We start from the raw sequence: 13610 nt of genomic DNA on the forward strand, positions 1-13610 counted from the left end.
AAATTTAAGTTGTAAGGTTGATTTTTGAATTACAATATTCTCGTAATTCTTTAAAGAATAAGGTAAAGTCTTCTTCAAATAACTGATAGTGGATTAATAAATCTTCAGAAGCTAAATTCATTTGAGAGATTCCTTTAGTTCTTTTGTTTATGCCGTTTAAAACTTCTTGAATTCCTTTTGCGAATTGATAATTATATAGCCAATCGTACTTAGTTAAATATGGAAGAATTTCTTGTGTTTTTTCTGGAAGAATATCAAAATTATCTTCTAAAAGTTTATAAACAGACTTTACATAAACACTCAAAGGAATTTCAGAGTAAGTACTCCAGTTTTTAGCTAAAAAGTGATCGAAAAAAATATCGATAATTACGCCGTCATAATGTCGATAACGTTCATGTAATCGTCTTTTACTTTTTCTAACAATAGGGTGCGTGTCTGTAAAAGTATCTATTTGACGGTGTAAAAGAATTCCCTTTCTTATTTCTTCTTTAAAATGAGAAAATTTATTTCCTTTAATATGATCTGCAATAAAATTACCAATCATTAAATCTGTATTATTACCAGAAAGATATAAATGTGCTAAAAAATTCATTTTATAAATGTAAACAAAAAACCACAACTGATATGTTGTGGTTTTTAAGTTTTTTAATATAAGTTATTAATTCTTGTTAGGGATATTCTTTAAAATCTCTAATAAAAATTTCCAGTATTTTTGAGTAGATGAAATTTGTGCGCGTTCATCAGGTGAGTGTGGTCCTCTAATGTTTGGTCCAAAAGAAACCATATCCATCTCTGGGTAATTCTGACCTAAAAGACCGCATTCTAAACCTGCATGACAAGCTGCTACATTTGGTTTTTCCTTATGTAAATCTTCATATAATTTTGCAACCATCTTTAAGATTTCAGAATCTAAATTCGGCAACCAACCAGGGTAGCTACCAGAAAATTCAACATCAAAACCTGCTAATTCGAACGCTGAACGTAACGAGTTCGCTAAATCCCATTTATTGCTGTCAGAAGAAGAACGAGTTAAACATCCTATTTTAATTTTTCCTTCTTTTACTATAACTCTAGCGATATTGTTAGAAGTTTCTACTAATCCTTCAATATCCGGACTCATGCGATACACACCATTTAAAGCAGTATATATTGATTTTATCAAGCCTTCTTGAACACCTAAATCCATTACTTTTTTAGGAGTTTCTATAGTTTTTAATTCAATTGATAAATTTGGTTCAAGTAAAGAAAATTCAGCTTTAATACTGTTAATTAATTCTTGAATTTCGAATAAAAAAGGCTCTTTAGAAACAGTATCTATAACTACCGTAGAAAAGCTTTCGCGAGGTATTGCATTACGTAAGCTACCTCCATTTATTTCAGCAACACGTAATCCGAAGTTTGTAAAACCATCAAATAATAAACGATTCATTATTTTATTAGCATTTCCTAAACCTTTATGAATATCCATTCCAGAATGTCCTCCATTTAAACCTGTAATAGAGATCTCAAAAGCAGTGGTATTATCAGGAGCAGTTTCTTCGTTGTATGTTCTAGTTGCAGTAACGTCTACACCACCAGCACAACCCATGCTAATTTCATCATCATCTTCTGTATCTAAATTTAATAAAATTTCACCTTCTAAAATTCCGCCTTCTAATCCCATTGCACCAGTCATACCTGTTTCTTCATCAATAGTAAACAGTGCTTCAACAGCAGGGTGTGCAATATCGGTAGATTCTAAAATAGCCATAATCGACGCTACTCCCAAACCATTATCGGCACCTAAAGTAGTTCCGTCTGCCTTTACCCAATCACCATCAATAAACATTTTAATTCCTTCTGTATCAAAATCGAAAACAGTATCAGAATTTTTTTGATGTACCATGTCTAGGTGACTTTGCATCACAATCATTTTACGATTTTCCATTCCAGAAGAAGCTGGTTTGCGAATAATTACGTTACCAACCTTATCAACCATCGTTTCAAGATTAAGGCTTTTACCAAAATCAACCATAAATTGAATAACTCTTTCTTCTTTTTTTGATGGACGAGGTACTGCGTTTAAAAGCGCAAAATTCTTCCAAATTGCTTTAGGTTCTAAGTTTTTTATATCTGAATTCATTGAAAAATGTTTGTTTAAATTTAAAGTACAAAGATACTTTTTTAAAGTGAGATATGTTAGTGTGCTGTGTTTGAAAAATTGTAAATTCGCGCCATGGATTTTTCATCAAAATTATTAGAAAGAGCGGTAGATGAAGTGAGTAGATTACCTGGTATTGGTAAGCGAACAGCACTTCGTTTGGTGTTGCATTTATTAAAACAACCTGCAGAGAATACAAAGTATTTAACGGCTGCTTTAACTGATTTACGAACTGATGTGAAATCTTGTAATAAATGCCATAATATTTCTGATACTGTTTTGTGTGAAATTTGCAATAACCCGAACAGAAATGCTGAAATAGTATGTGTTGTAGAAGACATTCGTGATGTAATGGCGATTGAAAATACAGCTCAGTTTAGAGGTGTATATCATGTGTTAGGCGGGAAAATTTCTCCTATCGAAGGAATTGGACCACAAAATTTACAAATAGAATCTTTAGTGGATAAAGTAAAAGAAGGGAAGATTAAGGAATTGATTTTTGCTTTAAGTTCTACCATGGAAGGTGATACTACGAATTTTTATATTTACAAGCAAATTGAAAAATGCAATATACAAACCTCTACAATTGCACGAGGAATTTCGGTTGGTGATGAATTAGAATATGCTGATGAAGTTACGCTTGGTAGAAGTATTGTTAATCGAATACCTTTTGAACAATCTATAAAAGGATAAAAAAAGCAAAGTTTTTAAAACTTTGCTTTTTTGTAATGTAATTAGAATGGTTACTTTCTTTTAAATGTAGTGGATTCAGTTCTTCCATCAGTTGTGGTAGCAGAAGTCGAAAAAGTATTGTTATTGTTAGTGAAAATTACTTTTGAAGTGCTTTTAAAATTATCATTTTTACGAGTAATTGTATAATCTCCATTTTCTCTATTAACCCATTTAGCTTCTAATGTATTTTCAATAACACATTTATTAATGTTATCTTGATTACCGTAGTTTACAGATGATAAATTTCCATTTTCAAGAACAGTTAGAGTGGATTTTTTACTACAATTATCCATTTCTATATCATTTTCAGAGAAGAAGTACCAACTTCCAACAAAAGGATCTAAATTTTCATCATTAGAAGAACATGATACTAAGCTAAAAATAGCAATTGACAAAATAAGTAATTTTTTTCATATTTTTTTTTAGAATTAAGATGCAAGAATAATAAATTATTTTATCTCTCTAATTCTTCATCCTTTTCAATCAATTCTTTTTCAAATTTATCCCACGATTTTTTTGCTCTTATTTTTTTGTAAAAACGAATTCCGATCATCAATAAAACGCCAAAAAGAACAATACCAACAACTCCCCAAATCCAATTAATAGCACTTTTTAAAACAACTAAAAAAACAACAGCAAATAAAATTACAGTTGGTGCTTCGTTAAAGATTCTCAGTTTTGTTGGTGAATAGTTAATTTCATCCCGTTGTAATTCTTTATATATTTTGTGGCAAAATCCGTGGTAAAAATATAAAGCTAAAACAAATGCTAGCTTTACATGCATCCAAGGCATTTGAAAATAAGCAGGGTTTTTATAAAGCATCCAAAAAGCAAAAAAACTAGCTAAAACTAAAGAAGGCCATGTGATAATATACCACAAGCGTTTTGTCATTAATTTATACTGCGTTTGCAAAATAGTTTTAGCGGGTTCGTCTTTAGTTTCGGCTTCTACATGGTAAATAAATAAGCGACCAATATAAAATAAACCAGCAAACCAAGTAACTACAAAAATAATATGTAATGCTTTTACGTATAAAAAATCCATTTTTTCTATTTAAATTTATTAACTGTTATAGTTTAGAGACAGCTCAAAAACTAATTAAACAAGGTTCTCGATACAAATTTTTTTGTTCCTCAAAATTTTACTCGAACTGACATTCGTTTTTAGTTAGAAAAATGCTCTAAATGATAATTGTATGTCACTTCGAGCGCAGTCGAGAAGTTTTTAGATCTCGACTGCGCTCGACTAAACAATTTATATTTTCTACTAACTAAAAATTATTAATCCATCCGGCTAAAACACTTACCCATTCATCATTGTCGTTAATACACGGCACCGTGTAAAATTCTTCTCCACCGGCTTCTAAAAACTCATGTTTTCCTTCCATGGCAATTTCTTCTAATGTTTCTAAGCAATCAGAAACAAAAGCAGGAGTAACAATAGCTAATTTTTTAACTCCGTCTTTTTCAGCTTTTTTCACAATCGTTCTATCAGTATAAGGTTGTAGCCAAGGGTCTACACCTAAACGAGATTGAAAAGAAGTAGATACCGTATTTTCATCCAAACCTAATGCTGAAATCACATTTTTGGTTGTTTGATAACATTGATGGCGGTAACAAAATTCATGTGCTTTTGATGGTGTGTTGCAGCAGCTACCATCTATCTTACAATGACTTTTTGTAATGTCCGATTTGCCAATGTGGCGTTCAGGAACTCCATGGTAAGAGAATAATAAATGGTCGTAATCTTTATCAGCTAAATAATCCTTAATACTGTTAGATAAAGCTTTAATATATTCAGGTTTATTGTAAAACGCAGGAACATCTGTTATTTTCATTTTCGGAAAGAACTCTTTGCGAATTTCTTCAGCTAAAACTACAATAGTTTCGGTAGTTGCCATGGCAAACTGCGGATATAGCGGAACCAGCATAACTTCGGTAACACCTTTATCATGTAGCTCTTGCAATCCTTTTTTTATGGTCATTGTACCATAGCGCATTGCTAAGGCAACAGGAAGTTCCGTTTTTTGTTGTACTTTCTTTTGCAGACGCTCAGAAAGTACAATTAATGGCGAACCCTCTTTCCACCATATTTTTTTATAAGCAGCGGCAGATTTTTTAGGCCTAGTATTTAAAATAATTCCTTTCACTAAAAACGAACGAAACCAGTAAGGAACATCAATAACACGTTCGTCCATTAAAAACTCGCCTAAATATTTTTTCACATCCTTAGGGTCTGTGCTTTCTGGTGACCCTAGGTTTACTAATAAAGCTCCTTTCATTTTATTTATCTATTAAAATGTTTTTGTTTAACTGGTTTGTTGTTTCATATAAAGCAATACTCAAACTGTGTATTACATTCATAGATGAGTTACGGCCGTACATTGGTATCGCAACAGTTGCGTCTAACAAATCTGTATTTTCGATTCCGTTTCGCTCACTACCCAAAAGTAAAACTATTTTTTCTGTTGATGTGAAATCAAAATTCTGAATATTTATACTATCATCAGTAATTTCAATACCAATAATAGTATTTCCTTCTTTTTTTAATTGATTTATTAGTAAGTTGAAATCACTGTAAGTAGCGTGCTCAATTTGATTTATGGTGTTTCTAGCAGTACGAGATACATTTCTGTTCTTTATAGAGGGCGAACTATCATGTAAAAATATTTTTTGCACTCCAAAACTTTCAGAAATTCGAAAACACATACCAATATTTTCGGGAGTTCTTATGGCGTCGCAAACAATAGTTATAGGAAATAGTTGTTGTTTGTTTTCGATGTCGTAATGTGTAAGTTGTTTCATTTAGTTGTTTTGTAAGCTCATTACATATTGTTTTGGAGTGGTGCCAAACTTCTTTTTAAAAGCTGCGATAAAGTGGCTAGAAGTACTGTAGCCAACTTGTAAGCCAACTTCATTTACATTGTATTGGTTGCTTTCTAAAAGTTTACGAGCATGTTCCATTTTGTAATCAAACAAAAAGCTGTAAACAGTATCGCCATATATTTGTTTAAAACCTTCTTTTAACTTCTTTAAGTTTAAACCAACTTCGTTTGCTAATTCTTGTAAGGTTGGTGGCTCGCTCATTCTTGAGATAATAATATCTTTAGCTTGCCTTATTTTTAATATTTCACGATCATCAACTAAAAACGGACAATATTCATTTTCTGTATTTTCGCCAGTATCAAAATGAAGGCTAAGTAGTTCGTATGTTTTTCCTTTGATATAAAGGTCTTTCATTGAGCTATGATTTTGTGCTGTTAAAATTTGCTGCAAAGCCATTAAGGTGTTTGAGCTTATTTCTGTATTGTCATAATATTTTTTATTCTTGTTATCATCACTTAAAAATGGAATGTAACTAGCTTCTTTTGAGAATAGTGCATGAAATTTTTCGATAGTTATTAAAACAGATACCAAAGATGTTTTTGGTAAAATCTCTAAATTTATTGGTAGGTTTTGCTGCGGATTATATAAAAATATAGCGTGTTTATCTAATACGTTAAAAGTGTAGCTGTTTTCATTAAAATGGAATTTACAATTTCCTTTTACACAATAATGTAGTTGTATATAAGAGTTGTCGATATCTCTTTTATAAACTTCTGTTTTGTTAGAATTATTTTGAAATTTTAAGACAAAAAAACCTTTTTCTAACAATACTTCTCTAAACGTACTTTCTGCGATGTTTTTTGACATGGATTAAAATATATTTAAAAACAATTTATTTAGAATGACTCTAAATTGAAACATTGCCACTAGCTGGTTTCATTGCAAAAATACACTTTATCTGTGTTTTAGAGATGTTTTTAGTTTAAAAAACTGATAACGACATTAAAAGTTCTTTCAGCGACATTTTTTTATATTTAATCTTTATATTTTTGACCCACCTTATTGAAGAAGACTGAATGACAGCAGATACACATAATAAGAATTTATATAACATAGGTGTTAGTTACAAAAAAGCTGATGCTACTATTAGAGGTAAGTTTAGTATTTCTAAAGAAAATCAAATACAACTTTTAGAAGAAGCAAAGCAAAACGGGGTTGATGGTATTTTTGTATTATCAACCTGTAATAGAACTGAAATTACTGGTTTTGCAGAACACCCTTTTCAATTAATTAGTATGCTTTGTAAATATTCAAACGGAGCTGTTGAAGAATTTGCAGAAGTATCTAATGTATATAAAAATAACGAAGCAATTACGCACCTTTTTAGGATGGGTACTGGTTTGGATAGCCAAATTTTAGGAGATTACGAAATTGTTGGTCAATTGCGCCAAGCTTTTAAACTAGCAAAAGAGGTAGGAACTACCAATGCATATTTCGAGCGTTTGTTAAATCATGTAATGCAGGCAAGTAAACGAGTAAAGAACGAAACGAAGTTAAGTTCAGGAACTACATCGGTTTCTTATGCCGCAGTTCAATACATCATTAAAAATTCGCCAAATTACAATTCGAAAAATATTTTAGTTTTCGGGTTAGGTAAAATGGGAAAACATACTTGCAAGAACTTAGCTGAATATACGCAGAATAAAACAGTAAGTTTAATTAATAGAACCGAAGAAAAAGCGGAGGAGTTTGTAAAAGAACATCCATCTATAAAAAAAGTTAAATATAATAATTTAACGAAAGAAGTAGCAAATACAGATGTTTTAGTCGTTTCTACAGGAGCTTCAGAAGCGACTATCAAAAGAGAACATATTTTAACGACTAAAGAATTGCTGATTTTAGATTTATCGATGCCAGCAAATGTTTCGAAAGAAGTAGCAGAATTAGAAAACGTTACGTTGATAAATGTTGATGAGTTATCTAAAATTACAGATGAAACATTAGCAATTCGTCAGCAAGAAATACCTACAGCCGAAGCTATTATTGAAACTCACAAAGAAGAGTTTAGTGAATGGCTACATCATAGAAAATTTACACCAGCTATTACGGCGTTAAAAGAATCGTTAAAAACAATTCAACAAGACGAAATAGCTTTTCATAAGAAAAAAATAAAAGACTTTGATGAATCTCAGGCAGAAGTAATTACTTCGAGATTTATTCAAAAAATAACTACACAGTTTGTAAAGCATTTAAAAGCTGAAGAAACCTCTGTAAGCAATAGTATAGAGGTAATGGCTAAAGTGTTTGGTGCAAATTTAGAAACTATCCATGCAAAAGACAATTAGAATAGGTACACGTGATAGCCAATTGGCTATGTGGCAAGCAAACAAAGTTCGTAAAGAATTAGAAGAATTAGAGTATAAATGTGAAATAGTGCCGATTAAATCTGCTGGAGATCTTGTTTTAGACAAGCCTTTGTATGAATTAGGAATCACAGGAATTTTTACTAAAAATTTAGATATTGCTATGTTAAATGGCGATATTGATGTTGCAGTACATTCATTAAAAGATGTTCCAACAGTTTTACCTGAAGGAATTATTCAAGCAGCCGTTTTAAAACGTGCCAATTACAACGATATTTTAATTTTAAAAGACAACGAAGAGTTTTTTGGGCAACCTAACGGTGTAATTGCAACAGGTAGTTTACGAAGAAGAGCACAGTGGTTAAATCGTTACCCTACTCACGAAGTTGTTGGTTTACGAGGAAATGTAAATACGCGTTTAGAAAAGTTAGAAAATAACGAATGGGACGGTGCCATTTTTGCCGCAGCCGGTTTAGAGAGGTTAGGAAAAAGACCAGAAGGAGCAATTAATCTTTCTTGGATGATTCCTGCGCCAGCACAAGGTGCAATTATGATTACAGCTTTAGAAAATGATGATTTTTCTAGAGATGCTTGTGAGCAATTAAACCATTACGAATCGCAAGTTTGTGTGGGTATAGAACGTGAATTCTTAAATTTATTAGAAGGCGGATGTACAGCACCAATAGGAGCGATTGCTTATGTTGATCCTAAAACAGAAGAAATAAACTTTAAAGGTTTATTATTAAGTAAGGACGGTAAAAAGAAAATATCAGTAACAAAAAATGCAAAAGTAGGACGTCATCGTTTCTTAGCAAAAGATTGTGCTGATTATGTAATTAATAGAGGAGGAAAAGAATTAATGGCTGATGATGTTGAGGTAGAAAAAGAGTTTTCTATCTACTCAACTAAGAAGTTATCAGAAATTCAAAAAGAATTATTGCCAGCATCTGTTAGTATTACCGATAGTGATTTCATTAAAATTCGTTTTAATAGAATTGCACCTAAGGTAATTAAGAATGAGATTGAGAATGTAATTATTACGAGTCAAAACGGCGTAGAAGCAATCGCAAACTCTTTTACTGACGATGAATTAAAATTCAAGAATATTTACTGTGTTGGGCGAAGAACAAAAAAGTTAATCGAACAAAAAATAGGAAAAGTAGTAAAATCTGAGAGAAATGCAGAAAAGTTAGCATCTTATCTAGCGAAAGAAATTAAAGGACAAGAAGTAACTTATTTCTGTAGTGATTTACGTTTAGATACCTTACCAAATGCTTTAAAAGTAAACGGAATTACAGTAAACGAAGTAGAAGCATACAAAACAATGTATAGTCCTTCTAAAGTTGATGAAAAAGTAAACGGAGTGTTGTTTTATAGTCCATCAGGGGTTGAAAGCTATATGCAAGAAAATGCTGCTGATAAAGTAGCTTTTTGTATTGGTGAAAGCACCGCAAAAGAAGCAAGAAAACATTTTAAGAATGTACAAGTGGCTAACTTACCAACGGTAGAAAGTGTGGTAGAGTTAGTGAACTTACATTTTGTTAAGAAATAATAAAAGTTACCTCGAGTATTACTTTCTGCAAAACATATTTTGCAGAAAGTAATGAGTGCAGCTCATAAGAGAGGATTTTATAATGAGGTCTGGACTGCGCTCGACCTAACAAGTGACAAATTATGTTTAGAACACGTAGGTTAAGAAAAACAGAAGGAATCAGAAGATTAGTAAGAGAAACAACACTATCGGTAGATGATTTTGTATACCCTTTATTTATAGAAGAAGGAGAGAATATAAAAACAGAGATTTCTTCAATGCCAGGAATTTTTAGATACTCTTTAGATTTAATATCTAAAGAATTAGAAGAAATAGTAGCTTTAAATATTCCAGCAGTAATGTTATTCGGAGTGCCATCAACAAAAGATGAAGTAGGTACTGAAACATGGAACGATAACGGAATTATGCAACAAGCAATCCGGTTTATCAAAAAAAACTATCCAAGTTTGTATGTTATAACGGATGTATGCTTTTGTGAATATACAAGTCACGGCCATTGCGGCGTAATCCATAATAAAGATGTTGATAATGATGCTACTATTGTAAATTTAGCCAAACAAGCAGTGTCACATGCAAAAGCAGGAGCAGATATGTTGGCACCATCAGGAATGATGGATGGAATTGTAGCAATGCTTAGAGAATCGTTAGATAACACAGGTTTTGTAAACTTACCAATCATGGCATATTCTGTAAAATACGCCTCATCATATTATGGTCCTTTTAGAGAAGCAGTAGCCTCTAGCCCTAGTTTTGGAGATAGAAGAACTTATCAAATGGATGCTGCCAATAGAGATGAAGCTATAAGAAGAGCTACTTTTGATGATCAAGAAGGAGCAGATATTTTAATTGTAAAGCCAGCCTTATCATATTTAGATATCATTAGAGATTTAAAAAATAATTTCGACCGACCAATTGCGTGTTATAATGTAAGTGGAGAATATGCAATGGTTAAAGCCGCAGCTGAAAAAGGTTGGATTGATGGCGAAAAAGTAATGATGGAAAGTTTATTATCTATGAAAAGAGCAGGAGCAAATATTATTATTACCTATTTTGCAAAAGAAGCAGCAAGAGTATTGTTGGGAAAAAAGTAACACGTACTGTCACATCGAGTAAATTTGTGAAGCATAAACAAATTTGTATCGAGATGATTAATTAATAAGTTCTCGATACATTTTTATTTCTCAAAAGCTACATAAAAATACTCGAACTGACATTGAAAATAATATAAGATGGAATTTAAAAAATCACAAAAATTATATAAAAAAGGATTGGTGCATCTTGTTGGAGCAGTAAATTCTCCTGTAAGAGCATTTTCTTCAGTAGGAGGGAATCCGTTGTTTATCAAAAAGGCAAAAGGAAGCAAAATTACGGATGTTGATGGTAATACGTTTGTAGATTTAGTGTTGTCTTACGGACCAATGATTTTAGGTCACCGTCATAAAAAAGTTCAGAAAGCAATAGACAAAGCCTTAAAAAATGGTTATACTTTTGGCGCATCAACAGAAAATGAAATTAAATTAGCAAAAATAGTTTGTGATGCTTTTCCAGGAATGGATAAAGTACGTTTTGTAAATTCTGGTACAGAAGCCGTTTTAAGCGGAATCCGTTTAGCAAGAGCATTTACAGGAAAAGATAAAATTATAAAATTTGCAGGTTGTTATCACGGGCATCAAGATGCTTTATTGGTAGCAGCAGGTTCTGGTTTAGCAACGTTAAGTTTACCAGGTTCTAAAGGAGTTCCTGAAGGAGCGGTAAAAAATACTTTAATAGCAAAATATAACGATTTAGAAAGTGTAAAAACACATTTTGAAGAGCACGATGATATTGCCGGGGTTATTTTAGAGCCAATTGCGGGTAATATGGGAGTTGTAATTCCTCAAAATGATTTCTTAAAAGAGTTAAAAGCTTATTTAGAATCTAAAGGAGCGTTGTTAATTGTTGATGAGGTAATGACAGGTTTTCGTTCTAAATTTGGTGGAGCGCAAGAATTATTAGGTGTAGAAGCAGATATTACTTGTTTAGGTAAAGTTGTTGGTGGTGGTTTTCCGGTAGGAGCTTACGGAGCGCGTAATGAAATTATGCAAGAAGTAGCACCTTTAGGAGGAATGTATCAAGCAGGAACTTTAAGTGGTAATCCGATTGCTATGGCAGGAGGAATTGCTACCTTAACAGAGTTAAAGAAACAAAATCCGTATGAGAAATTTAATGAGATTGCTCAAATTATTGAAGTATTCTTATTAGAAAAAGCAAAGAAACACGGTGTAGAAATTACTGTAAATAGATTTGGTTCTATGATCAATCCATTTTTCACGAATGTTACGGTAACTAATTTTGAAGAAGCTCAAACTTCGGATACTAAAAAGTTTGCTACTTTCTTTTGGGAAATGATGCATAACGGTGTTTTCTTACCTCCATCTCAATTTGAAGCATGGTTTTTATCATCAGCTTTAACAGAAAAAGATATTCAAAAGATTGCTAAGGCAATTGATAAAGGAATGGAAGCGGTATCTAAAATGTAAAACAACTATTTATGAAAATTATTCTAACCATTTTTTTTAGTTTTTTAATGAGTTCATGTCCTAATAATCAAGAAACAGTTGCACTGGCTTCTATATATCAAGGTAGCTTAAAAGGTGACGGGTCTGAAGGATTTACAAAGCAAAATATTGTAATTAACTCTACAGCAGAATGGCTAGATTTCTTAACTAAAATAACTGTTGATAATCAATTTAAAGATGTTATTGATTTTTCAAAAAAAACAGTTTTAGTGGCTATTGATAATAAAAGAAATACAGGAGGATTTTCGATAGAGATATCAAAAACAACAGAAAAAAGCGGTAAGCTTCATGTTAATATTACGTCTGAAGGACCAAAGCCAACAGATATGGTAACAATGGCGCTTACACAACCAATACATATTGTTAAAATTAATAAAACCAACAAAGAAATAGTCTTTGTAACGAAATAGTATGATTAAAAACGACTTATTTTTAAGAGCATTAAAAGGAGAAACTGTTGATCGCCCACCAGTATGGATGATGCGTCAAGCAGGAAGATATTTACCAGAATTTCAAGTAATAAAAAAGAAATACGATTTCTTTACACGTTGTAGAACTCCTGAGTTAGCGTCTGAAATTACTGTTCAGCCAATTCGTAGATACGGGATGGACGCAGCTATTTTGTTTTCAGATATCTTGGTGATTCCACAAGCAATGAATATAGAGGTACAAATGAAACCTGATTTCGGTCCCTATTTGCCAAATCCGATTAGAGATCAAAAAGGATTAGATACTGTAGTTGTTCCTGATGTTCATCAAGAATTAGGCTATGTAATGGAAGCGATAAAAGCAACTAAAGAAAAGTTGAATGATGAGGTTCCTTTAATAGGTTTTGCTGGGTCTCCGTGGACAATTTTATGTTATGTTGTACAAGGACAAGGATCTAAGAATTTTGATAAGGCAAAAGAATTTTGTTTTACAAAACCAGTTTTGGCACACGAATTGCTTCAGAAGATAACAGATACCACAATTGCTTATTTAAAAGCAAAAGTAGAGGCAGGTGTAAATGCTGTTCAGGTTTTTGATTCTTGGGGAGGAATGTTGTCTCCAACAGATTATCAAGAATTTTCATGGCAATACATTCAACAAATTATTGATGCGTTAAAAGATGATGCACCAGTAATTGCTTTCGGAAAGGGTTGTTGGTTTGCTTTAGATAAAATGGCAAAATCAGGAGCTTCTGCTTTAGGTGTAGATTGGACGTGCTCAGCAAGAAATGCACGCTATTTATCAGGAGGAAATATAACCTTACAAGGTAATTTTGATCCTTCTAGATTACTGTCTCCTCCAGCTGAAATAAAAAAAATGGTACACCAAATGATAAATGAGTTTGGTAAAGATAAATATATTGTTAACTTAGGGCACGGAATTTTACCTAATATCCCGCTTGAAAATGCGAAAGCATTTGTAGATGCGGTAAAAGAGTATAAGGTTTAATA

14 protein-coding genes are annotated in these 13610 nt (G+C 32.2%); 7 read left to right on the forward strand and 7 right to left on the reverse strand.

Annotated features, from left to right (window positions below; genetic code table 11):
* Nucleotides 1–4: 4 nt before the first annotated feature.
* Together AC28QF_RS12575 and AC28QF_RS12580 are read right to left on the reverse strand one after the other, a co-directional pair.
* Nucleotides 5–592, reverse strand: a complete 588-nt coding sequence (locus tag AC28QF_RS12575) for an acyl carrier protein phosphodiesterase (protein ID WP_488202158.1) — start codon at nucleotides 590–592, stop codon at nucleotides 5–7.
* 66 nt (nucleotides 593–658) lie between these two features.
* On the reverse strand, nucleotides 659–2122 hold the full coding sequence (locus AC28QF_RS12580) for an aminoacyl-histidine dipeptidase (RefSeq protein ID WP_488202159.1): 1464 nt from the start codon (nucleotides 2120–2122) through the stop codon (nucleotides 659–661).
* Nucleotides 2123–2215: 93 nt separating this feature from the next.
* Here AC28QF_RS12580 and recR point away from each other — a divergent pair, with 93 nt between their 5' ends.
* Nucleotides 2216–2833, forward strand: coding sequence for a recombination mediator RecR (gene recR / locus AC28QF_RS12585; RefSeq protein WP_488202160.1), 618 nt, complete (start codon nucleotides 2216–2218; stop codon nucleotides 2831–2833).
* Nucleotides 2834–2883: 50 nt separating this feature from the next.
* Here recR and AC28QF_RS12590 read toward each other — a convergent pair whose 3' ends face one another.
* The 5 genes from AC28QF_RS12590 to AC28QF_RS12610 form a co-directional block, all read right to left on the reverse strand.
* Nucleotides 2884–3267, reverse strand: a complete 384-nt coding sequence (locus AC28QF_RS12590; RefSeq protein ID WP_488202161.1) for a hypothetical protein — start codon at nucleotides 3265–3267, stop codon at nucleotides 2884–2886.
* A gap of 59 nt (nucleotides 3268–3326) precedes the next feature.
* A complete protein-coding gene (locus AC28QF_RS12595) occupies nucleotides 3327–3917 on the reverse strand; it encodes a CopD family protein (RefSeq protein ID WP_488202162.1) in 591 nt (196 codons plus the stop codon).
* Nucleotides 3918–4143: 226 nt separating this feature from the next.
* A complete protein-coding gene (hemH, locus tag AC28QF_RS12600; RefSeq protein WP_488202163.1) occupies nucleotides 4144–5154 on the reverse strand; it encodes a ferrochelatase in 1011 nt (336 codons plus the stop codon).
* Nucleotide 5155: 1 nt separating this feature from the next.
* Nucleotides 5156–5677, reverse strand: coding sequence for a TrmH family RNA methyltransferase (locus tag AC28QF_RS12605; protein WP_488202164.1), 522 nt, complete (start codon nucleotides 5675–5677; stop codon nucleotides 5156–5158).
* Entirely contained in the window at nucleotides 5678–6565 is an 888-nt protein-coding gene (locus tag AC28QF_RS12610; protein WP_488202165.1) for a helix-turn-helix domain-containing protein, read from the reverse strand.
* Nucleotides 6566–6774: 209 nt separating this feature from the next.
* Here AC28QF_RS12610 and hemA point away from each other — a divergent pair, with 209 nt between their 5' ends.
* The 6 genes from hemA to hemE all read left to right on the forward strand — a co-directional run bounded on the left by hemA (nucleotide 6775) and on the right by hemE (nucleotide 13608).
* Entirely contained in the window at nucleotides 6775–8043 is a 1269-nt protein-coding gene (hemA, locus tag AC28QF_RS12615) for a glutamyl-tRNA reductase (protein WP_488202166.1), read from the forward strand.
* Complete coding sequence (gene hemC, locus AC28QF_RS12620; RefSeq protein WP_488202167.1) at nucleotides 8027–9613, forward strand: hydroxymethylbilane synthase; 1587 nt, start codon at nucleotides 8027–8029, stop codon at nucleotides 9611–9613. Before hemA ends, hemC begins: the two co-directional genes overlap by 17 nt.
* A 122-nt stretch (nucleotides 9614–9735) precedes the next feature.
* On the forward strand, nucleotides 9736–10704 hold the full coding sequence (gene hemB, locus AC28QF_RS12625; protein WP_488202168.1) for a porphobilinogen synthase: 969 nt from the start codon (nucleotides 9736–9738) through the stop codon (nucleotides 10702–10704).
* 138 nt (nucleotides 10705–10842) lie between these two features.
* Entirely contained in the window at nucleotides 10843–12132 is a 1290-nt protein-coding gene (hemL, locus tag AC28QF_RS12630) for a glutamate-1-semialdehyde 2,1-aminomutase (RefSeq protein ID WP_488202169.1), read from the forward strand.
* Nucleotides 12133–12143: 11 nt separating this feature from the next.
* Entirely contained in the window at nucleotides 12144–12581 is a 438-nt protein-coding gene (locus AC28QF_RS12635) for a protease complex subunit PrcB family protein (protein ID WP_488202170.1), read from the forward strand.
* A 1-nt stretch (nucleotide 12582) separates the two neighbouring features.
* Nucleotides 12583–13608, forward strand: a complete 1026-nt coding sequence (gene hemE, locus AC28QF_RS12640) for a uroporphyrinogen decarboxylase (protein ID WP_488202171.1) — start codon at nucleotides 12583–12585, stop codon at nucleotides 13606–13608.
* The last annotated feature ends 2 nt before the right edge of the window (nucleotides 13609–13610 follow it).

Source organism: Tenacibaculum sp. M1.3A (genome assembly GCF_057732375.1).